This window comes from Paracoccus acridae, from assembly GCF_014642735.1.
Classification (GTDB): Bacteria; Pseudomonadota; Alphaproteobacteria; order Rhodobacterales; family Rhodobacteraceae; genus Paracoccus; species Paracoccus acridae.
In genome coordinates this window covers 1-20,647 of the sequence record NZ_BMIV01000025.1, presented here as the reverse complement: position 1 = coordinate 20,647, position 20,647 = coordinate 1, and the positions used below count along the sequence as shown (strand labels likewise).

Annotated in this window: 19 protein-coding genes and 1 pseudogene; 8 read left to right on the top strand and 12 right to left on the bottom strand. The window is 62.8% G+C overall.

From position 1 onward, the window contains the following. Positions 1–21: 21 nt before the first annotated feature. Positions 22–819 carry a M55 family metallopeptidase gene (locus IEX25_RS18035; protein WP_188716955.1) on the bottom strand — a complete coding sequence of 266 codons (798 nt, stop codon included), beginning with the start codon at positions 817–819 and terminating at the stop codon, positions 22–24. 133 nt (positions 820–952) lie between these two features. Here IEX25_RS18035 and IEX25_RS18030 point away from each other — a divergent pair, with 133 nt between their 5' ends. The 7 genes and pseudogenes from IEX25_RS18030 to IEX25_RS20695 form a co-directional block, all read left to right on the top strand. After that, a complete protein-coding gene (locus IEX25_RS18030) occupies positions 953–2,578 on the top strand; it encodes an amidohydrolase (protein ID WP_188716953.1) in 1,626 nt (541 codons plus the stop codon). A gap of 37 nt (positions 2,579–2,615) precedes the next feature. Further along, complete coding sequence (locus IEX25_RS18025; RefSeq protein WP_188716951.1) at positions 2,616–4,223, top strand: ABC transporter substrate-binding protein; 1,608 nt, start codon at positions 2,616–2,618, stop codon at positions 4,221–4,223. A 65-nt stretch (positions 4,224–4,288) separates the two neighbouring features. Further along, positions 4,289–5,224: an ABC transporter permease gene (locus IEX25_RS18020; RefSeq protein WP_188716950.1), complete on the top strand. Its 936-nt coding sequence runs from the start codon at positions 4,289–4,291 to the stop codon at positions 5,222–5,224. Between the two features lie 8 nt (positions 5,225–5,232). Beyond that, on the top strand, positions 5,233–6,057 hold the full coding sequence (locus tag IEX25_RS18015; RefSeq protein ID WP_188716949.1) for an ABC transporter permease: 825 nt from the start codon (positions 5,233–5,235) through the stop codon (positions 6,055–6,057). Then, the gene (locus tag IEX25_RS18010; RefSeq protein ID WP_188716947.1) at positions 6,054–6,956 is read left to right on the top strand and encodes an ABC transporter ATP-binding protein; all 903 of its coding nucleotides are present in this window, start codon (positions 6,054–6,056) and stop codon (positions 6,954–6,956) included. Before IEX25_RS18015 ends, IEX25_RS18010 begins: the two co-directional genes overlap by 4 nt. Next, complete coding sequence (locus IEX25_RS18005) at positions 6,953–7,933, top strand: ATP-binding cassette domain-containing protein (protein ID WP_188716944.1); 981 nt, start codon at positions 6,953–6,955, stop codon at positions 7,931–7,933. The genes IEX25_RS18010 and IEX25_RS18005 overlap by 4 nt, the downstream gene beginning before the upstream one ends. A gap of 489 nt (positions 7,934–8,422) precedes the next feature. After that, positions 8,423–8,569 (top strand): annotated as a pseudogene (locus IEX25_RS20695) (helix-turn-helix domain-containing protein); the annotation flags it as partial. A gap of 135 nt (positions 8,570–8,704) precedes the next feature. Here IEX25_RS20695 and napH read toward each other — a convergent pair. The 10 genes from napH to IEX25_RS17950 form a co-directional block, all read right to left on the bottom strand. Beyond that, positions 8,705–9,610: a quinol dehydrogenase ferredoxin subunit NapH gene (gene napH, locus IEX25_RS17995; protein ID WP_188716942.1), complete on the bottom strand. Its 906-nt coding sequence runs from the start codon at positions 9,608–9,610 to the stop codon at positions 8,705–8,707. After that, on the bottom strand, positions 9,607–10,269 hold the full coding sequence (gene napG, locus IEX25_RS17990) for a ferredoxin-type protein NapG (protein WP_188716940.1): 663 nt from the start codon (positions 10,267–10,269) through the stop codon (positions 9,607–9,609). Before napG ends, napH begins: the two co-directional genes overlap by 4 nt. A gap of 28 nt (positions 10,270–10,297) precedes the next feature. Further along, the gene (locus IEX25_RS17985; RefSeq protein WP_229665424.1) at positions 10,298–11,503 is read right to left on the bottom strand and encodes a cytochrome-c peroxidase; all 1,206 of its coding nucleotides are present in this window, start codon (positions 11,501–11,503) and stop codon (positions 10,298–10,300) included. Positions 11,504–11,507: 4 nt separating this feature from the next. Then, positions 11,508–12,386, bottom strand: coding sequence for a methylamine utilization protein MauJ (gene mauJ / locus IEX25_RS17980; protein ID WP_188716938.1), 879 nt, complete (start codon positions 12,384–12,386; stop codon positions 11,508–11,510). Positions 12,387–12,394: 8 nt separating this feature from the next. Continuing rightward, a complete protein-coding gene (locus IEX25_RS17975; RefSeq protein ID WP_188716936.1) occupies positions 12,395–12,793 on the bottom strand; it encodes an amicyanin in 399 nt (132 codons plus the stop codon). Between the two features lie 49 nt (positions 12,794–12,842). After that, positions 12,843–13,409, bottom strand: a complete 567-nt coding sequence (mauA, locus tag IEX25_RS17970; protein ID WP_188716935.1) for a methylamine dehydrogenase (amicyanin) small subunit — start codon at positions 13,407–13,409, stop codon at positions 12,843–12,845. 43 nt (positions 13,410–13,452) lie between these two features. Continuing rightward, positions 13,453–14,052, bottom strand: coding sequence for a methylamine dehydrogenase accessory protein MauD (mauD, locus tag IEX25_RS17965; protein WP_188716933.1), 600 nt, complete (start codon positions 14,050–14,052; stop codon positions 13,453–13,455). A 1-nt stretch (position 14,053) separates the two neighbouring features. Beyond that, positions 14,054–14,614: a MauE/DoxX family redox-associated membrane protein gene (locus IEX25_RS17960; RefSeq protein ID WP_188716931.1), complete on the bottom strand. Its 561-nt coding sequence runs from the start codon at positions 14,612–14,614 to the stop codon at positions 14,054–14,056. A 1-nt stretch (position 14,615) separates the two neighbouring features. Beyond that, positions 14,616–15,989: a methylamine dehydrogenase (amicyanin) large subunit gene (mauB, locus tag IEX25_RS17955; RefSeq protein WP_229665422.1), complete on the bottom strand. Its 1,374-nt coding sequence runs from the start codon at positions 15,987–15,989 to the stop codon at positions 14,616–14,618. A gap of 78 nt (positions 15,990–16,067) precedes the next feature. Beyond that, on the bottom strand, positions 16,068–16,889 hold the full coding sequence (locus tag IEX25_RS17950) for a methylamine utilization protein MauF (RefSeq protein ID WP_188716929.1): 822 nt from the start codon (positions 16,887–16,889) through the stop codon (positions 16,068–16,070). A gap of 390 nt (positions 16,890–17,279) precedes the next feature. Between IEX25_RS17950 and IEX25_RS17945 the strand changes: the two genes are divergently transcribed. Continuing rightward, positions 17,280–18,593: an ABC transporter substrate-binding protein gene (locus IEX25_RS17945; RefSeq protein ID WP_188716927.1), complete on the top strand. Its 1,314-nt coding sequence runs from the start codon at positions 17,280–17,282 to the stop codon at positions 18,591–18,593. On the opposite strand, the gene IEX25_RS17940 is transcribed toward IEX25_RS17945, so the two are convergent. Next, complete coding sequence (locus IEX25_RS17940) at positions 18,541–19,191, bottom strand: FadR/GntR family transcriptional regulator (protein WP_308421454.1); 651 nt, start codon at positions 19,189–19,191, stop codon at positions 18,541–18,543. The two genes, IEX25_RS17945 and IEX25_RS17940, sit on opposite strands and share 53 nt — an antisense overlap. Between the last annotated feature and the right edge of the window lie 1,456 nt (positions 19,192–20,647).

Sequence of the window (20,647 nt, the reverse complement as noted above, 5' to 3'; positions counted from 1 at the left end):
CTGCCGACCAACTTCTGCCGGTCACCAAAGGAAGCGAAGCGTCCGCAGCACCTCGAACCAGTCGTCCCGGGCGAAACGCAGGCGGCGCGGCTCGGGATAATCGACATCGGGGAAGAAGCTGCCGCGATAGGCGTCGATGGGGGTGTTGAACTCCACCTCGATGTCCCAGCGGGCGGCCAGAGGCGGATGGCTCCGCAGCGGCAGGTCGGACAGCGCCGCCCTGACACCTTCGCGGATCAGGTTGCGGGCGTGGGCGGGCGTGACCGAGGAGGCGGCGGGCCCGAAGCCCTGGCTGACCGGCACCGTCACGATCCCCGGAGCCAAGTCCGTGGCCGCCGCGCAGATGCCGCAATCGCCCGACAGGAACGCCGAAGGCACGCCAAGCGAGGCCGCGGTCAGCGCGTTCACGGTGAACTCTGACGCAAGCGCGCCGTTGATCGTCAGGCGCATGATTCTGCCATTAAAGCTGTGCGCCAGCGGATTGCTGTCGGTGCCGGCCGCGTCGTGATAGCCGGTATAGATCGCCGCCGCGCAGTCGTGGTCAATGCCGAACATCATCGAATGGGGATGGCCCGACCAGTCGCGGATGATCCGCGCCTCGGGCGGCAGGCGGTCCACCAGCAGGTTGCGCCCGGTGTGGTGGGCGTCCTTGATGACGATCTCGGACGCGCCCGCTTCAAGCGCGCCCTCGCAGGCGGCCACCACCTCAGCGGTCATCAGCGCCTGGAACTCGGGGTATTCGGGCTTGTCGCGTTCGGTCTCGGGCCAGCAGGCGATGCCTGCGGTGCCCTCCATGTCGGCGCTGATGAAGACTTTCATTCCGGGCGTCCCTGTCTGGCGAAAGCCGGAGGCTGTGACGGAGCCGATGAAAACACAAGCAAAAATTAAGGAGACTTTCCTTGCCATCCTGCCGCCAGCGGCTAACCTGCCCGTAACTTGTCTTGGAGGATCGATGGGTCCTGTTGCGGATTTGGTGCTGAAAGGCGGTAAAATCTGGTGTGGCGCGGGCCTTCCCGTCGCTCAGGCGCTTGCCGCCTGGCAGGGCAAGGTCCTGGCCGTGGGCAGCGATGCCGAGATGGCGCCGCTGATCGGGGACGGCACCCGGGTCGTCGATCTGGAAGGCCGGTTTGCAATGCCAGGGCTTTACGACAACCACCTGCACCTGATCTCGACCGGGCTGGTGCTGGGTCATGTCGATGCCTCGTCGCAGGCCGCGCCGACGCTGGACGCCCTTCTGGACGCGATCCGGGCCCGCGCGGCCGTCACGCCCAAGGGCGAATGGATCCGGGCACGCGGCTATGAACAGCAGAAGCTGGACATCGGCCGCCACCCGCACCGGACCGAACTGGACGCCGCCGCGCCCGATCACCCGGTCATGCTGACCCGCACCTGCGGCCATGTCTCGGTCGCCAACAGCCGCGCATTGGAGATTGCCGGCGTGACCGCCACGACCCCCGCGCCCGAGGGCGGCGTGATCGAGGTCGAGAACGGCACCCTGACCGGGATGCTGGCCGAGAATGCCCAGAACCTGATCAGCAACCACATTCCGACGCCGGATGTAAACGGCCTGATCGACGCTATCGAGGCCGGCGGGCGACAGCTGCTGTCTCATGGCATCACCAGCTGCATGGACGCCGCCGTCGGCATGATCGCCGGCATGGACGAGATCCGCGCCTATCACCTGGCAAAGCGCGACGGGCGCCTGCCGGTGCGGGTCTCGCTGACGCTTTTGGGCGATCCCGGCACCTCGATCGTCGAGCCCTGCCTGGAGGCGGGACTGGTCACCGGAGTGGGCGACGAGATGCTGCGGGTGGGCGCGGTCAAGATCTTCCTTGATGGATCGTTGGGGGGACGGACCGCCTGGACAAGCCGCGCCTATCGCGACCAGCCGGATAATTTCGGCGTCCAGATGCTGCCGACGCAGCAGGTGGAAAGCCTTGTCGCGGAATATCACGCCAAGGGCTATCAGCTTGCCTGCCACGCCATCGGCGACATGGCCATCGACCAGCTGATCGGGGCCTATGAAAAGGCCTTGGATGCCCAACCCGAGCCCGGCAGGCGTCACCGGGTCGAGCATTGCTGCCTTTCCACGCCCGAACAGCACGCCCGCATGAAGGCCGCCGGGATCGAGCCTTCGCCCCAGCAGGTCTTCGTCCATGATTTCGGCGACAGCTACCTGGCCGTTATGGACGAGGCGGTGACGCGCGGCATTTCCCCGCTGAAGAGCTGGCTGGACATGGGGTTCCATCCGGGAACGGGCAGCGACTCGCCCGTATGCCGCACCGACCCGCGCCCGAACCTGCACCAGATGCTGACCCGCCGGACGGGGAAGGGGACCGACATGATGGCCTCCGAGGTCGTGGACATCGAGACGGCGCTGACGGTTTACACCGAGAACGGCGCCTGGCTGGCGCGGGAGGAGGGCTTCAAGGGCCGGTTGCAGCCTGGCATGGTGGCCGACGTCGCGGTGTTCTCGCGCGATCTGCTAACCGCCACGCCCGAGCAGATCCTGAACGACACGGTCTGCGAGATGACGGTGCTGGGAGGCGCCGTGGTGTTCGAGCGCAACGCCGCCTGAAGGAACTGATAATAAAACAACCTGGGGAGGAGACAAGATGACGATCAAGGCCACCATTGGCGCCCTGCTGCTGGCGGGAACCGCGCTCTGCGCGCCCGCGACCTGGGCGCAGGAGGTGCAGCGCGGCGGGACGCTGAACTTCACCGCGCCTTATGGCAGCAGCGTGGGCACGCTGGACATCACCGCCTCGGCCGAGGTGCAGACCGAGATCGTGGCCCATGCCATGCACCGCAGCCTCTACAAGTGGAACCCCGAAACCGGCAAGCCCGAGCCCGACCTGTTCACCGAGGTGACCGTCAGCGACGACGGGATGACCCACACCTACAAGCTGCGCGACGACGCGGTCTTCCACAACGACAAGCCCTTCACGGCCGACGACGTCATCTACAGCTACAACCGGATCGCCACCCCCGCGACCGCCTCTCCCAGTGCGAACTTCATTTCGCGCATCCAGGGCTTCGAGGAGGTCCAGGGGGGCAACGCGACCGAGATGTCGGGCCTGAAGAAGATCGACGACCACACGCTGGAGATCACCTTCACCGCCAGCCAGGATCCCGGCTTCGACCTGATGCAGAACTATGTCCCGATCTATCCATCGAACGTGGACGGCAACACGCAGGCGACGCAGCCGGTCGGCCTGGGCCCATTCCGTTTTGTCGAGCATGTCCCCGGTTCGCGCGTCAGCTTCGAGCGTTTCGAGGGCTTCTTCGGAGAGGATGACCAGCCTTATCTGGACCGACTCAACATCCTGATCATGGGCGAGGCGGCGGCCCGCGACGTGGCCTTCCGCAATCGGGAAATCGACGTCTCGGTCCTGGGCAGCCAGCAATACCAGGAATACCAGGCCGACGCCGACCTGTCCAAGGGCCTGCTTGAGGTGGCCGAACTGTTCACCCGCGTGGTGGGCTTCGACACCACCAAGCCGCCCTTCGATGACAAGCGGGTTCGCCAGGCGGTCAACCACGGCATCGACAAGGATCTGATCATCGACCGGCTGGTCAAGGGCAAGGCCTTCCCGGCGGTGGGCTTCATGCCGACGACCTCGCCGGCCTTCGACCCAGATGCGCAGGGCTATGCCTATGATCCCGAAAAGGCCAAGGCCCTGCTGGAGGAGGCTGGTCACCCCGACGGCATCGACCTGCCGGTGATCGCCAACCAGAACGAAAGCTGGGGCGCACCCATTGTCGAGGCGATCATTCCGATGCTGGCCAAGGCGAATATCCGCGCCAGCGTCGAGCCGGTCGAAAATGCGGTGCTGGAGGATCGTATCACGGGTGGCAACTTCACCGCCTTCATCTGGTCGCTGTCCAGCGGGCCGGATCCGCTGAACATCCTGCGCTGCTTCTACAGCAAGACCGCACAGTCGGCCTGCAATTATACCAACTTCAGCAACGCCGAGGTGGACAGGCTCTACGAGGCAGCCCAGCAGGAACGCGACGAGACCAAGCGCAACGACCTGATCCGCCAGGCTGATGGCATCATCCGCGAGGAAGCGCCCTACTGGTTCTTCAACTACAACAAGGCGGTGATGGCCTATCAGCCCTGGGTTCACGGCCTTCGTGGCAATCCGCAGGAACTGGCGATCCAGGATTACGAGAAGATCTGGATCGACGACACCGCACCGGCCGATCGCAAGCCGCAATAAGGCAGAGGTCCCGCGGCGGCGAACCGTCGCGGGGTTTCACTGCAACAAGAACGGGGGACGGAAGAATGGGCCGTTACATCCTGCGTCGGCTGCTGCAGATGATCCCGACATTGCTCGCCGTGGCGGCGCTGATCTTCCTGATCTTCAGCGTCCTGCCCGGCAGCTTTGCCGGCACCATGACGGGCGGCGGCCGGCGGGCGCTGTCGCCTGAACTGGTCGCCCAGATCAACGCGCAGTTCGGTCTGGACAAGCCGCTGCCAGTGCGGTTCTGGGATTATCTGGTGCGGCTGGTGCAATTCGACTTGGGCACGTCCTTCCGCACCCGCGAACCCGTGATGGACCTGATCGCCGCCCGGATCTGGCCGTCGCTTCAACTGGCGCTCTCGGCCATGGCCTTGGCGGTGACGGTCGGGATTCCGCTGGGATTTCTGGCGGCAATGCGCCCGGGCAGCCTGCTGGACAGCGTCACGATGATCGGCGCGGTGTCGGGGCTGTCGATGCCGCAGTTCTGGCTGGGACTGCTGCTGATGTATGTCTTCGCGCTGCAACTGGGCTGGCTGCCCAGCTTTGGCTATGGCGAGGGGCGGTTGCGAAACCTGATCCTGCCGGCGATCGCATTGGGCTTCGCCCCGCTGGCGCTTCTGGCCCGGACAACCCGCGCGGGCGTGCTGGAGGTGATGGCCTCGGATCATATCCGCACCGCGATGGCCAAGGGCGCCAGTCCTTCGCAGATGGTCCGCTGGCATGTCCTGCGCAATGTCATGGTGCTGATCGTGACGACAATGGGGCTGCAGATCGGCTCGCTGCTGGGGCAGGCGCTTGTGATCGAGAAGCTGTTCTCCTGGCCGGGCCTTGGGTCGCTGATGGTTGACAGCGTGGCGATCCGCGACATCCCGGTGGTGCAGGGCACGATCTTGGTGATCGTGTTGTGGTTCCTGGTCATCAACGTGCTGGTTGACGTGATCTATGCCGCGATCGACCCCCGCATCAGCCTTCGTTGAGGACCGTCATGCGAATGCCTTTCCGCCTGAACCTGACGCTGGGGCTGGCGCTTGTGTCGCTGGTGATCCTGGGCGCCGTTTTCGCCCCCCTGCTGACGGCGCATGATCCGATCCTTGACGCCGACCTGATGAATTCGGAAATGCCGCCGTCCTGGGATCACTGGTTCGGCACCGACAGCCAGGGGCGCGACGTCTTTTCCCGCGTCCTTTACGGCGCACGCGTTTCGCTGACCATCGGCATCGTGGCGCAGGCGATCAATTCGACCATCGGCATCGCGCTCGGCCTGTCGGCGGGGTACTGGGGCGGCTGGTGGGACGATGTGGTGAACGGGCTGACGAACCTGATGCTGGCCATTCCGTCGCTGGTCTTCGCCCTTGCGATCATGGCGGTGCTTGGCCCCGGCGTGGTCAGCCTGCTGATCGCGCTTGGTCTGACGAACTGGAGCTGGAGCTGCCGCATCACCCGCAGCGCCGTCATGTCGCTGAAGACCCAAGGATATGTCCAGGCGGCGCGCACCCTGGGGTATGGCGACATCCGCATCATGCTGACCCAGCTTTTGCCGAACATCGTCGGGCCGGTGCTGGTCATGGCGACGCTCGGCATCGGCGAGGCGGTTCTGGCCGAGGCTGCGCTGTCCTTCCTGGGTCTTGGCATCCGCCCGCCTGCGCCGTCCTGGGGCAATATGCTGACCGACGCGCGCGAGGCGATCCGCAGCGTCCCTTGGGCCACAATCTTCCCCGGGCTTGCCGTCTTCGTCACCGTCCTAGGCTTCAACCTGCTGGGTGACGGCGTGCGCGACTGGCTGGACCCCCGGATGCAGGTGCGCGCATGAGCGGCCCGCTGCTGGACATCCGCGGCCTGACCATCGGTATCCCGAACCGGAACGGCCCACCCCTGCAGATCGTCCGCGATCTCAGCTTCGACATCATGCCGGGCGAAATCTTCGGACTTGTGGGAGAATCCGGCAGCGGCAAGTCGGCCTCGGCGCTTGCGCTGATGGGTTTGAACCGCCGTCCCTTGACGACGCTGGAGGGACAGGCGCTTTACGGCGGGCAAGACCTGCTGGCGATGTCGCGCCGGTCCATGCGCAAGCTGCGCGGCGACCGCATCTCGATGATCTTCCAGGAACCGATGACAGCCCTGAACCCGCTGGCCCGCATCGGCAGCCAGATCGCCGAGATGTTCGTGCTGCACCGTGGTCTGTCCTGGTCCGACGCCCGGCCAAAGGCGGTCGAGGCGCTTGCCGCCGTGCAGGTACCGGACCCCAAGGGGCGCGCGCGGGCCTATCCCCACCAGCTGTCGGGTGGTTTGCGACAGCGGGTGATGATCGCCATGGCGATGGCCTGCCGCCCGGACCTTCTGATAGCCGACGAGCCAACTACAGCGCTGGATGTCACCGTCCAGGCCGAGGTGCTGCGCCTGATCCGCGAGTTGTGCGAACGCGAGGGCACGGCCGTCCTGCTGATCAGCCACGATCTCGGCGTGATCGCCCAGATGTGCCAGCGTGTTGGCGTCATGGCGAACGGTCGCCTGCGGGAACTGCGCGATGCTAAGGCGCTATTCACGGATCCACGCCACCCCTATACGCAGGGCCTTCTGGCCGCCCTGCCCCGCCTGGGAAGCCGCGCGACCGAAGGACGCCACCGCCTGGCCGATCTGGACATGGCGATTGATCGCGATGCTCCCGGCTTCTCCGAGACCTATCTTCGGCCCAGGGGAGAAGCCGCATGAGCGCCGCCACCCTTCCTTCACCCGCAAGCGAACCGATCCTGTCGGTCAAGGATCTGCATGTGCGGTTTCCCGTCGCAGGCGGACTGCTGCGGCGACGCCGGATCGTCCATGCGGTCAACGGGGTGGATCTGGCGGTCCAGCCCGGGCAGTGCGTAAGCCTTGTCGGTGAAAGCGGCTGCGGAAAATCCACCACCGCTCTGGCGATCATGGGACTGCAGGCACCCAGTTCGGGGGCCATCACCGTCGAAGGGCGTCCGGTATACGGCCCTGGCGCGCCCGATAGGCTTGCCCGCGCGCGCCTCGCGCAGATCGTCTTTCAGGATCCCTTCTCAACCCTGAACCCCCGAGAAACCATCGGCCGCGCATTGTCGCAGCCGCTGATGCTGCACGGCGTCAAGGATCGTGCCGAACGTGCTGACCGCGTTGCGACATCCTTGCGGCAGGTCGGCTTGCTACCCGATCACGCCACCCGCTATCCGCACGAATTTTCGGGCGGTCAACGCCAGCGCATCGGCATCGCACGGGCGATGATCCTGGGGCCACGGCTGATCGTGCTGGATGAACCCGTCAGCGCCCTGGACGTGTCGATCCGCGCGCAGATCATCAACCTGCTGATGGACCTGCAGCAGGACCTCGGCCTCAGCTACCTGATGATCTCGCATGATCTGGGCGTGGTCGAGCATGTCTCGGACCGGGTGGCGGTGATGTTCGCGGGCCAGATCGTCGAGGAAGGCGGCTGGCGCGAGGTCTTCACCGCCCCGGCCCATCCCTATACCCGACGCCTCATCGAGACGATCCCCAACCCCGCACGCCTGACCGGCGGCGCACAAGAAATTCTGCCGCCCGCCCCTGAGCCTCCGTCGGGCACCCGGTTCTGGCCGCCTATCGGTCAGCGCCCCGAAATAAGCCGTCCGCCAGAGCCAAGTACATTCATGAACATCGGCAAGGACCATCGCGTGCGGGTTCGGGTCGGTTGATGACTGATAATGGCTGTGAAAGTACGTCATTTAGTGCATGTGCGGTTGTCGTGCAGCTTTTGCGGATGACCGACAAATAGCGTCTCGTTATATGGTGACCTCCACCATCCGTCCGCGTCTATTGGCGAACCTTGTCGCAAACCAATTCCATCCCACTCCCTGAGCTAGACTTAGTTGGTGAAGCAGCATGATGGGAGGCGTGATGACGATCTTATTCAGGGATGCACGTCTCTCGAAGACATGATCCCGTACGTCGGCAAGGGCGACAAATCAACTTTGCCGCTCCACGACACTTCTATTTGACGCTTACACGTCCCTGCGGATCTACGGGTGTTATGAAACGGGAGAGCGCTGGTCATGAATGCAGCCGCGTATGACCGCCAAGACACGTCGCAGGGTCTCTCGCATAAATGGGCTTTGCATGTTCGTGCTGCTTGAATGTACTAGCTGTTTGATCCCATGGTTTGATGGTATGATCCTTTCTGAAGATTGGAAGGATGCCCAAGGGGACAAATTCGTCACGGAAGCGCCACGACCACGCACGCCATCCGAACTGCAATACAACAATCGCAAGCCTCGCTTGCGACGCTGAGCCGGAAGCTCGGCGTCAACCCCAAGACAGTGAATAAGTGGCGCAAGTGAGGGTCGGCCGCGAGGAAAATCACCTTCAGAGCTAGTGGCTCATGCCGCTGGTATGATAAAACGCTAAATGCCAGGTACCGATTTCTTTAACTCAGAGGATTTTTCCCTCCCTTTCCTGAGGCTGCATTCTCACCCTACGGTTTGTTCTCTTTCTGAGGAAGGGGCTGCCGATTTCGTCGGCGTTGCCTTTTCCCACCGAAAGCCTGAGTGGAATACGTCCACCGGGCAGGCGTCAATGCATCCACCACAGTTATGGCAATCGCCCGACAAGATCACCGGGCTGGCTTTTCCCTTCAAAGCTGGCGCGATGACATGGGGCTCAGGACAGACGTTGAAGCAGGCGCCGCAATCGGTGCAGGCATCCCGATTTCTGGCAGAGACGCGGATCACTGATCCCCTGCCGATCTGCCCATAGAAGGCGCCGACCGGGCACAGATGACTGCACCAGGCGCGACGCGATACGAACAAATCCAGCAGGAAGACTGCCAGGATGATCGCCCAGCCAAAACCGATGCCGCTGATGAAGGCACGTTGCAGAAGGCTGACCGGGTTCAGGAATTCCCAGGCAATGGTGCCAGTGACCATCGAGGCAGCCAGCGTGGCTCCCAAGATCACCAGGCGCGTACGCCGATCAAGTTTGCGGTCGCGGGTCAGGCCCGTCTTCTCGCGCAACCAATAGGCAAAATCAGTAACGACGTTCACCGGGCAAACCCAACCGCAATACACCCTGCCGCCAACCACTAGATAGAAGGCAAGGATGATCAGCGCCCCTGTCAAAACGGGCATTGCGGGAAAGTTTCCGCCAAACAGCGACTGCGCAACCATGTACGGATCGCCCAACGTAAATAGCCCACCGATTTCGCTGGCGGCGAAGTTGCCCCGGGCGATCCAGATGCCTGCTGTCGGACCCAGCATGAACAGCGCCAGCACCGAAGCCTGGCTGGTCCGCCGCAACAACCACCATTTATGCGCGCGCAGCAGCCCGTGCGCCTGAACCCCGAACCTGCGGCTGTCCGAGATCCACCAGCCGATCATGCCGACCGCCCTGCCCGGTTGCGCCCCTGCCCGCCCAGGCCCAGGTCGCGCGGAAGAACCCGGATCGAGGCATGGCCCGTCACACAATGCTTCTCGCAGGTGCCGCAGCCGGTGCAATGGTCGGAATGGACTGTCGGGATCATGATGGCGCGGCCATTCACCTCGCCCGGCTCCAAGGTGATCGCATCGCCGCGGATTGGACAGACACGCACGCAGATGCTGCAGTTCATGCCCTTGTAGTTCAGGCAATCTTCGTGCCCAACCAACACCGCCACACCCATGTCCGCATCCCGTATGGCGATCTCGCTGTCCAGGGCACCGGTCGGACAGGCGCGGGCGCAAGGCACGTCGCGGCACATATAGCAGGGCACTTCGCGCGGGGTGAAGAAGGGCGTGCCGACAGGGGGTTCCTGCCCCCATTCGGCAAGCGACAGCGTGCCATAAGGACAGGCTTGCACGCAAAGGCCGCAACGGACGCAAGCCGCCAGAAAATCATCCTCGGGTTGCGCACCGGGCGGGCGCATGGCCCGTGCATCGGCCCTGCCGGTCGTCTGGATCAGCGCGGCAAGCGAGAAGCTGCCAAGGCACACTGCACCGGCAAGGCGGCCCGTCTCGGTCAAGGCGGTGCGCCGGTTCATCTTGCGCGGGTTGGATGCCATCTGCGCCCCCTCCTTTGAGGGCAGGTCGTCACCGGGCTGCGACGGCCTCCTGTTCTGTGCGGTCCTGTTCCGCCAGAAGCGGTTCATAGCGGCGGTCGGTCAAGGTCTTCAGAAAGGCGATCAAAGCATCAACCCGCGCGTCGTCCAGCATCAGGCCCGACTGCAATTCCGCCAGCGAAAGGTTCTCGGCCACCTCGGGGTCGCCCCATTCTTTGCCGGTTTCGGGATTGATTTTCGCGGCAGGCCGCCGGCTTGTGTACTTGTTGTAGAACAGAACGGCGGTCCGCAGATCCTCGAACACGCCATTATGCATATAGGGGGCCGTCACGGCCACATTCCGCAGCGTCGGCACCTTGATCCGGCCCGCTTGCGCAGGATCGTCGATCCCCGGCCGCGCCAGAAGGCCCAGATCGACATGGTCCCGCCCCAGACCACTGACGGACCGCACCGCATGGTTCACCGGTACGCCGATATTGTGATACTCGAAGCTGGTGAAGGTTTCGCGTTCGGTGATGCCCTGCTGCTGCAGTTGATGGCACAGGCGGCAGTTCCAGGTGATGAAGACGGTATGGCCGAACTGCTCCTGCGCGGTCAGTTTGGCCTCTCCGCGAAGATAGCGGTCGAAACGGGAATCGAAGGGGGCGAATTCCTCGGTCGATTGATAGGCGGCAAGCGCCTCGGCGGCGTGGTCGAAGGCAAGCTCGACATCATCAAGCGCGCCGGGTCCGAACACTGCGGCGAAGGCCTGCACATAGGTCGGATCCGCGCGCAGGCGGTCTATGACGGTCGCGCGGTCGGGCATTGCCATCTCGACCGGGTTCAGCATGGGCTGTCCGGCCTGGTCCCTGAGGTTGTCGGCACGGCCGTCCCAGAACTGACCGCCTTTGTAATTGCCCTTGGCGTCGCGGTGGAAATCGGGGCTGAGAAAGGCATAGGACAGCGTCGGCGTATTCCGGTCGCCATGCGAAGCGCCGTCGGCACCCACGGATACGGCGCGGCCCGCCAAGCTTTCGCGCGGGTCGGTAAAGGCATGGTCCGGGTCGTGGCATGTGGCGCAGGACTGGGTGCCATTGCGGGACAGGGCCGGATCGTGGAACAGCACGCGCCCCAACTCGGCAAGCTGCCCGTCGCGGTTCTGCATGGGGTGGTCCTGTTCCGACGCTGCCGCCAGCACTCCTGCCCCGACCATAAGAGCCGGAGACAGCAAAAGCAGGATCCGCGACAGTACCGTCATTGCCCTAACTCTCGGCTACCATTGCAGGGGCGGGTTCCACCTGGTGCCCGCGGGCGGCCAGTTCGGCCTGGATCAGGCGATGCGCGACAAGATCAGCAAGGTTCGCCAGCAGTGCCAGCCGCTTTTGCGCGGTCAGATCGTCGGACACCGGTGCCAGAACCCCACCGGCAATCAGCCGGTCGTTCTTAGGACGAAGGCGGGCAACCAAGTCGGTCAGCGGCAGGTCCATGAATCCGTCCGGGAGCACCATGGCGCCGGAATGGATCAGCATGTCCTGGCTGATGCGCAGCGTATCCGCGCCGGATCTGCGCATCGCCGGGTGGGTCAGGGCGGCCGACAGCACCCCAAAGCTCGCCAGCAGGCGGGTCGCGGCATCGGGGGCATTGCGGGCGCGCTGGAAAAGATCGACAACCGGCGCCAGATCTGCATCCACCGGCGCCATGGCATAATCGACGCGCATCGCGCTTGGCCGGAACGGCGTGCAGCGCCAGCGGGCGCCATGGGTCATGTCGGCCACGCGCCAACCCGCAATCGCCATGCCCCGCCCGACCTGCGCCAGCCACGCCAACAGGCGCGGTTGCAGGTCGTCATGGGCCAGATGCAGCGCCTCGGTGGCCGAAGTCGCGGGCAGCCGGTAGATGACTTCGGCCAGCTTGCCGGCTTCGTTGGGGCAGACGGTGAAGGCGGCCTCGGGCAGACGTGTCGGCAATTCCGGCAGCCCTTCCTCGGCCACCAGATCCAGTTCCCAAGCCTGCGTGACGGGATTGCGCAGGTAAAAGCCCACAAGGAATTCCCGCCGTTGTCCGTCGGCTCGCGACAGCCGGAGGGATTCCCGATCGCTTTCGCCCTTCAGCGAAGCCCGGACATCGTAGGGAATCCACATGGCAACACCTACTCGACGATTACCTTGGCGCGCATGAAGGGATGCGGCGTGCAGAAATAATCGAAAGTCCCCGCTTCGTTGAAGGTGATCGCATAGGCCTCGTCCTTGCCCAGCATGTCCCCGCGGAACTCGCCCTCGTCCACGACGCCTTTCTTGAAGGCGACGTTATGGGGCATCACCTCGTTGTTGATCCAATAGACGGTATCACCCGTCTTGATGGTCAGTTCGGGCGTCTGATACTTCATCTTGGCGATATTCACGACGATGGCATCGGCGGGCACTTCGGTCGCCGCAACGCCTTCCTCGGTGGGCACGGTGATCTTTTCCTGAGCCCATGCCCCGGTTGCGCCGATGGCAGAAAGGGCCAGAGCCCCAAGGATCGACCGAAGCGTTGTTGCAGAATTCATGGAAACCTCCTGAAGAATGGGGCCGGGCGAAGTCCGCCCGGCCGGACGGTCAGCTTGCCTTGCCGACGATCGGAGAGATGGTGCAGTGATAAGTCATCGCATCGTCCTCCGCACCAAAGCACCAGATGATGTCGTTGGCGAATTCCGGGCGATAAACCGGAAGTTCCCCTTCGGTGTTGAGACAAGGGCAGCGGCCCGGCTGGTTCGCGCCGCAGCAGTCTCGATAGGCGATCAGATAGCTTTGGCCATCCGTCGGGTTATAGCAGCTTGCCACCCAGGACGCCGTCGCAAGCTTGGTGCCCGGCGGGCAGTTGGTCAGCGAACCGCCCGAGCAGTCGCAGATGTTGCCGTCGATCGAGCAGTGCCGCCAGTAGTCGCAGGACTGGATGTCATTGTCCTGCGGCTGCCATTTGGCGCGCGGATCGACGCCCTCGGCCGGACCTGCGGCATTGGCGCGGCTAACGCGGCCCCGGCGGTCCACCGGCAGCAGCGGCACAAGCGCCACCCCGGCCAGGACCGTGCCCAGCCGACCGATCGCACCGCGGCGGCTGGTACGGCCGGCGACCCGGCGCGACATCTTCTCGACCATAGAGTCAAATTTGAAATTCCCCAGCATCGTTTATCCTCCCTCTGCTTGGGACCAGGTGGAAACGGCCGGGTCAGGCCGCAGTCTTCTTGCGGCTTGCCATGAACTGCTGCAGCGAAGCGAAACCGGTCTTGTCTGCCTCGAGCAGGCTTTCCAGATGCTCGCGCGTATTGGTAAGGCCCTTGGCGCGGATCACGCCCTCGGCATCCATCAGCACACCATAGGGGATCTTGCCGACCTGGAAGGCCATGCCGATCTCGGCCGAGACGACATAGCGGATCTGCCCCAGTTCGTGGTTCTTGAGGAACCGCGCATGTTCTTCCGGCGCGCCGTCGCTGATCATGACCACGCCGATCTTCTCGGCCTTGGCGATGGACTTGATGATCGGGAACAGCTTGTCGCAGACCGGGCAGGTCGGCGCGGTGAACATCAGCAGCGTCGTCCGCCCTTCAGCCGACGCGCCGCCGATGCGAACCGACCGGCCGAAATAGTCGGGCAGGTCGAACTCGGGCGCCTTGTCGCCGATGTCGGGACCGTGGTCCGTGATCATCGCCCCCATGGGCGAGGACCGTTCATGCAGCAGGCCGATCTGCCGCATCAGGCCCAGCGTGACCACGGCCATGCCAAGGAAAGCGACCCAAAGCAGGATATTGGAAGCAATCAGGAACGTCATCTCAGCGACCTTTCAAGGAAGCGGTTGTTGTTTGCCGGGCGGGCAGCCTGGCCAGCATCGAGGCGCTGAAGTAGAGAAGGAACAGGACCGTGCCAGCCATCATTCCCGCAGCCAAATCCATGGCTCCGGCAGGCCGCGCCAAGGGCAGCAGCGCCGCCGCACTAAGCGCCATTGCGGTCAGCACCACGTTGCGGCCAACCATGGCCCAGCTGATCCGCTGCTTCATGCCGTTGCGGAAGCAGCCGCAGTCGATCTGCGTGCGGCCGCGCAGCACGTTGATTGCGATGGCGAGGCCGAAGACAACCAGCAGGCCCGCCGCCGACAAAGCGGCAGGCGCCGCCAGCGGGGTGATCAACAGTCCCGCCGCCACCGCCAGTTCCACCACCGGCAGCACCATCGCCACGGCGCGGCTGAGCGCATCGGGCAGCACGCGGAAGTTCCGTACGACACCGTAGAACTCCTCCAGGCCGGTCAGCTTGCTGACTGCCGCTGCCGTGAACATAACGGCCAAGAAGGTCCGCAATGCCCAATGCAACATGGGTTCTTGCAACACCTGCTCCATGTCAGGAGTCCATGTCATGGGTCATGATGACCTGGGGCCCTCGGCCAAGCTGCTTGACGCTACGCAGTTCCTCGCCCGTTTCGGCATCATGGATGTGCAAGGTCTGGGTGCCCGCCGAAAGCGCGTAAAGCAGCGGTTCTGCATCCTGGCTGACATTGATCGAGTCGATGTCGCGGCCTAGTGCGATCTTGTTGATCCGCTCGCCCGTTTTGGCATCGATTACGACGACGAAGCGGCTGGGTGCCTTGTGGCGCCATTCGTCACGCTGATCGACCAGCAGATAGATCCGGTCGGACTGGCGGTGATAGGCGGTCTGCTGCCAGCCACCGGGACGCCAGTTGTCGGCGCGTTCTTCCTCGGTCAATGCCTCGATCGGCTCGCGGAAGGTTGCGGCCTCGGCCGTTAGCTCCATCTGGAAGATCTTGCCGGTATAGGTCGGCCAGACCAGCCGGCCGTTCTGCGGCGAATAGGCGGGATGGTTGATCAGCAGTTCTTCCTCGGTATGGAACACCTCGGTATTGCTCACCTGCGTTTCGCCATTGGCGAAGTCCACGCGGGCCAGGCTGCCATCGCGGCAGTTCATGTAGAAGACCGTCGGAGAGGCCGGAAAGATGTGATAGCAATCCGGCACTTCCAGCAGCCGGTCGAACTTGCCTTCTTCCAGGTTCACCACCCCGACGGCAGGTGCGGGCGAGAACTGATAGTAAAGGACGTTCTTGTTGTCCGTCGTCAGCGCATTCATCCACTGATAGGTGCCCACCAGGAAGCGAAAGGCCTCGTCGGGCAGTTCGATGTCGGCGGTGGGCTGCAAGGTTTCCGGATCAAAGACCTCGACATAATCCGTGCGATCGCCCCGTGCGATACGGGACCAAACCGAACTGACCTGCGCAAAAAAGGAGCCATCAGTTGACGCAAGGGGCTGCGGCAGAAAGCCGCCATCCGTCATGCCGATCACCCGCCCGGTGGACCCGTCGATGACATACTGCTGGGTCACGGCGGCGAAATGCGCCGGATCCTGGATATAGACGCGACGAGCGTCTGGCTTGGGCGCGGTCAGGATCACCGGCTCGTCCGCCTCGCCTGCGGCCAGTGCTGCCGCTGCTTCGGCAGCTCCGCGCTGTCCTTCGGTCTGTCCGGCAGTGGGCCCTGTTGCGGCGTCCTCGGGCGCGGTAGCGCCCGAAGCAGCATCGCCGTTACCCCCTGCTACATCGGATGCGCCTGCTTCGGGTGTGGCCTCCGCTGCCGTGGCAGGAGCCTCGGGTTGTGGCGTAGGCGTGCCTTGAGCAAAGGCCGTGCCCAAAGCCAAAGCCGAGCACGCCAGTGTGGCGCCGATCAGTAACAGGTATTTGGGGGTCGCTTCTCGTGGAAAAGCCATCGTTTCCTCCCTTGGATGGCAACCTGGCTCCTGCGGCGGGCCGCAGAACAGGTTTGAAAAACGTGAGATGTAGAGAACTCAGGCCAGAGCCAGCACCGCAAAGGCTGTCCCGAAGGCCGTGAGAATGGCGCCGTCTGCAAGGGCCGCGCGTTCCTGATGCCGACCCAGCCACGACTGGATCTGATAATCCGTCAGAGGCAGAAGATTTACGCCAACCGGCAGATAGCGGCCCAGGTTGAAGATGGCTACGAGCCCGATCGCCTCAGGAATATTGCCGGTCAGGATCGCGGCAGCGGTGATCAGATAGAGAAGCGGCGTCTGGACATAGGTCAGGTAGTCCAGTCCCAGCGAAAGGCCATAAAGCCCGCCGACAACCCATTTCGGAAAGCGCTGTCGCGCGTCATGGGGCACCTGTGCACGGCGCTGTGGATAGGGCACCCGCAGGAAATCAAGTTGATGCGCGCCATACACCAAGCCGATCAGCGCCAGAATTGACAGGCCGAGTGTGCCTGCGACACCCGCAAAACCCGCGATCCCGCCCACAGCTCCCAGCAGGGTTCCCAGGATCAACGCGCCTACGGCATAACCCAGCCCGTGCATTGCAAAGGTAGGCAGCCAGTTTAGAACCGCCCTGCTCCCCTTGCCCGTGGGCCGCAGCAGCGAGATCGATGAATAGCCACAGGGTGACCAGGTAGAAAGGAGCCCACCTGCAAAGGCTGCCACTGCCAGCAGTGTCCCAACATTGGCATCGTTCAGCATGAAACCGCAGGTGCCGCCGCTAGCAGCACTCGCCACAAGGATCGCGGTACGTGTGCCGACCGTGTACTGGGCGGGAAAGGTGGTGCAGTCAGCCACTCCGTCGATGATTTCTTCGCCCTGAAGGTGGTCAATGCTCGTCATGCTTGCGTCTCCTCTCGCATGGCACGATGCCTCGGGGGCCCAACCTCTGCTTAACCAATTGGTCCAAGATAGAAGATTGTCGGCCTTCGGGTTTCTTCACTGACCCTTTCAAGGGTCATTACCCTCGGTGAAGCTCACAAGGCGTCCATGCTCTTGTGCCTCCGAGAAGGGTCCACAAACGAAATCATCCTGCAAAAAGCAGTCATATCACACGCAACCATTTAGACCGATCTCCTCCCCAGGGCGGTCCGACCAACCAAAATGAATTGGTATGACCGGTATAAACCAATCTCAGCATTCCTTCTCAGTTCTGGCAACCTTTTTCTGCAACTGAGCCATACTTCGATTATTGCCTTCTTTTCCTTTACATATTCCGGATATGTTTGATGCATGATCAACTCGAGCTTCGCGCAGAAACTTGCAGTCGGCGGATCCCTGCCACGGCTTCGGGTCCACGACCGAGCTCCTATTCGAATCGGTTTCCTTACCCCTCTCTCGGGTCCCGAAGAGCATTGGGGCATGCCAGGGTTGGACGGCTGCCGCATCTGGGTGGATTGGATCAACGAGCGGGGCGGCCTTCTGGTGGCAGGCAAGCGTCACCGGGTCGAGATTGTTGCCCATGACAGCGCCGAGACACCCGAGCGGACCCTGCAGGCGGCTCGCGACATGGTCGAGCGGCTGCATGTAAGGCTGATCCTGACACTCGGAGGCGACAGTTTCGCTCCGGCGCTTCCCTATCTGATGCGGCGGCGGATACTGGTGGGGACGTTGTTGCCATCGGACCTGACCCCCGACACCCGCTTCCTGGTTGCCCCGGTTGAGGTTCAGCCGTTGTTCAATGCGACCGGGGTGGAATGGCTGGCGCGGCAATTGCCGCCCGCGCGCCGCGTGGCGCTATGCACCCAGTCTGACAGCCTCGGTCTGCCGTCGCTGGCGGTTTATCGAACTGCCTTCGATGCCGTCGGCTGGTCGCGCGTCAAGGAACTGCGCTATCGCCCCGATGACACGGATGCGGATGCCATCGTTGGCGCGATGATGACCGAAAACCCGGACGTGCTGTGCTGGTGTACCTCCACTCCACCGATGGTTCACGCCTTGACCGAGGCAGCCTATCGGCGCGGCTTCAAAGGACGAATCCTGTCAAGCGCCGCCGACGGCTATCTGCTCCTCATTGAGCGGACTTCGCCGGACTTCATGGAAGGGTATACCTTCCAGTTTCCTGACTTCGATGATCCCAAGCTTGCAGATGCAACTTTCTTTTTCCGGCAGCCCCACTCCTTCTTCGAGACCTACAATGAGCGATTTCCAGGCAGGTGGAGCGCCGTCAGTTGGGAGTATGTGGCAGTGCTTGATCTGTGGCATAGCGCGGTGGAACTAGCGGACACCACCGCACCGATATCCGTCTTGGCTGCCATGAAGCGTGCACAGCGGGTACCCCATACCTTCGGTACCGCCCGCTGGACCGGACGGGATCTGTTCGGCATCGACAATGTCCTGATTGGTGACTGGCCTGTTGTGGTGGTCCAGAACGGGCGTGCGCGGATCGCGGAATTCGGCTCGGTGCTGGGCTGGCTGGACCGTCATGGCGAGACCTTGCGCCAGCATCTGGACGAGCTCGGCCAGTCCTGGCACCAACGTCTCGACCGCTTGGTCACTCCCCCTGCAGCAGCAGCTTCTGATCTTCAATCAGGGCCAGCTTCATGAACTCACAGGCTTCTTCAATGTCGCGGGCAGCGATCGCATTGAACAGCGAATTATAGCTGCGCTGATAGTCGGCGATCCTGCTGGGCGTCAAATGACGGCGATACATGGCTGCCCGAAACGACTGCCGCCGTGCGTCCAGAACCAGACTGTAGCAGGCGACCAGAAGCGGGTTACCGGTACCCACCGCAATCTGGCGGTGGAACTCTTCCTCAAGCCTGACAAAGGCCATGGCATCCACCTGTACGGTTTCCATCTGCGATAGTATGTCGCCCAGGGCCTCGATCTGGCGGGGCGACATAGTGATGACTGCAAGCCGGATCATCTCAGGCTCCATGATCCCGCGTACGACCTGCAACTGCAAAGGTCCGGTTTCTGCAGCCAATGCAGATGAAGATTCCTTGGCACCTTCAGGATCGAAGATCACGAATGACCCCGAGCCTGCCCGCCTCCGGATCAGGCCGGCAGCCTCGATATGGTCCAATGCTTCCCGAACGGTGCTTCGTGCAACGCCCAGATCCTGCGCCAGTTGCCGCTCCGAGGGCAGCCGCTCCTCCAGTCCGTATTCCTGTCCCACGATCCGCAGGGATAAGGTGTCCACGACATATTGGACAGTTTCCCCCAGCACAGCACTGGGACGGGCGGAAGAGGATGCAGGACTGAACGACATTACCTGGAATTCCCGGACTATTCGGCAGGATAATTATAGCAGGGATAATCTCTCGAAGGATATGTGGTTACCTTGGCAGTTACCATATCCCGATAGAGTGCGCCGGGGAGTGATGACTGGCTTCTACCTGGAGGCGATGACCGTCCCGATGCTGGTCAAGGTGGGCAGCAAGGCAACGGAACCCTGCTTCTGCTAGGCGTCGCGCATATCGTGTATTTCATTGCCGTCCCATAGATTGGCAAGCTTTCCAACAAGATTGGACGCAAGCCGGTCTTTCTGACAGGGTCGGTTCTGTGCATGGGCTGGGGCTTTGCGGGCTTTCCGATGCTGGAAAGCGGCTCTCCCTTGCTGATCATCTTGGCGCTTTGTCTAGGGCTATTGATCCATGGCCTGATGTATGCCCCCCGCCCCCGCTGATGGCCGAGATGTTCCCGATCCGGATCAGATATACCGGTGTTCCCTTGGGCTATCAGGTTACGCCATTTTCGCCCCCCTGCCTCAAAGTCCTTTGGCCATGCGCCGGACAACATGTCCGGCGTTTTGCATGCGCATCATGCCGGAGCAGCGCTACTTTCCCTCAAGCTTTCAAATACTGCCGAGTACAGGTTCAGAAAACCCATGACGCTTTTGGGGGAGAATGGGCATTGATGATACATGTCCTGTCACGCCGTTTGCGACGCAGCCGCCGCTTGCCATCGCTCGTCGCCATAGGCTTCCGGGAACATTTGCCTGCAGAAGGACTTTTCCTTCCAGGAGGACTGGATGCAACAACAGCGTGTCACGAGACTGGACAAGGAAGATGGCGAACAGGGCAGTAATCGTGCGAGGGTTCATTTGAGGGCGGGTAGGATCGAAGCATCGGCCGAGGTGGATATCACATCCACAGGGCTTCTCGCCATTGGTGCTCTGGTTTCGATGATCCTGCTGTCTGTCCCCCCAATCGTCCGCGCGGCGAAGGGACGATAACCGCTTCCTGTCACCAAACGTCCATATCTCGGCAGAACCTGCAAAGGCACGGGTTCAGGTTTTCTCCGACATGAGGCGCTGAGGGCTGAGCGCCTATTTTAATGCTGCCGTTCTCACAACCCACAGAGCCAGAGCCCTCCAAACCAAACTCAGGCCGCCTGTTCCAAATCATTCGACGACGGACATGCGCTTCCTTCCCTGATGCGTGTGGCTGCTTCACACAGACCACGTTCTACCATCAGCTCGAAGCGCAGCACCTCATGACGTCCGGGACGGGAAGTGGGGCGCAAGCCGATTACCCCATCTGGAGCCTAGCATGCGTATTCCACGGCATCCGACCGCTTATTCCAGCAACATCCGACCAGCCGTTCCACGATCATCCGACCGGTCGGCGGTAGCGGTCTGAGGCAAAGTCTTCATG

Bases quoted from the DNA above. Each gene is read 5' to 3' on its own strand.
- IEX25_RS18035 (WP_188716955.1), bottom strand. From the start codon at position 819: ATGAAAGTCTTCATCAGCGCCGACATGGAGGGCACCGCAGGCATCGCC.
- IEX25_RS18030 (WP_188716953.1), top strand. From the start codon at position 953: ATGGGTCCTGTTGCGGATTTGGTGCTGAAAGGCGGTAAAATCTGGTGT.
- IEX25_RS18025 (WP_188716951.1), top strand. From the start codon at position 2,616: ATGACGATCAAGGCCACCATTGGCGCCCTGCTGCTGGCGGGAACCGCG.
- IEX25_RS18020 (WP_188716950.1), top strand. From the start codon at position 4,289: ATGGGCCGTTACATCCTGCGTCGGCTGCTGCAGATGATCCCGACATTG.
- IEX25_RS18015 (WP_188716949.1), top strand. From the start codon at position 5,233: ATGCGAATGCCTTTCCGCCTGAACCTGACGCTGGGGCTGGCGCTTGTG.
- IEX25_RS18010 (WP_188716947.1), top strand. From the start codon at position 6,054: ATGAGCGGCCCGCTGCTGGACATCCGCGGCCTGACCATCGGTATCCCG.
- IEX25_RS18005 (WP_188716944.1), top strand. From the start codon at position 6,953: ATGAGCGCCGCCACCCTTCCTTCACCCGCAAGCGAACCGATCCTGTCG.
- napH (WP_188716942.1), bottom strand. From the start codon at position 9,610: ATGATCGGCTGGTGGATCTCGGACAGCCGCAGGTTCGGGGTTCAGGCG.
- napG (WP_188716940.1), bottom strand. From the start codon at position 10,269: ATGGCATCCAACCCGCGCAAGATGAACCGGCGCACCGCCTTGACCGAG.
- IEX25_RS17985 (WP_229665424.1), bottom strand. From the start codon at position 11,503: ATGACGGTACTGTCGCGGATCCTGCTTTTGCTGTCTCCGGCTCTTATG.
- mauJ (WP_188716938.1), bottom strand. From the start codon at position 12,386: ATGTGGATTCCCTACGATGTCCGGGCTTCGCTGAAGGGCGAAAGCGAT.
- IEX25_RS17975 (WP_188716936.1), bottom strand. From the start codon at position 12,793: ATGAATTCTGCAACAACGCTTCGGTCGATCCTTGGGGCTCTGGCCCTT.
- mauA (WP_188716935.1), bottom strand. From the start codon at position 13,409: ATGCTGGGGAATTTCAAATTTGACTCTATGGTCGAGAAGATGTCGCGC.
- mauD (WP_188716933.1), bottom strand. From the start codon at position 14,052: ATGACGTTCCTGATTGCTTCCAATATCCTGCTTTGGGTCGCTTTCCTT.
- IEX25_RS17960 (WP_188716931.1), bottom strand. From the start codon at position 14,614: ATGGAGCAGGTGTTGCAAGAACCCATGTTGCATTGGGCATTGCGGACC.
- mauB (WP_229665422.1), bottom strand. From the start codon at position 15,989: ATGGCTTTTCCACGAGAAGCGACCCCCAAATACCTGTTACTGATCGGC.
- IEX25_RS17950 (WP_188716929.1), bottom strand. From the start codon at position 16,889: ATGACGAGCATTGACCACCTTCAGGGCGAAGAAATCATCGACGGAGTG.
- IEX25_RS17945 (WP_188716927.1), top strand. From the start codon at position 17,280: ATGATCAACTCGAGCTTCGCGCAGAAACTTGCAGTCGGCGGATCCCTG.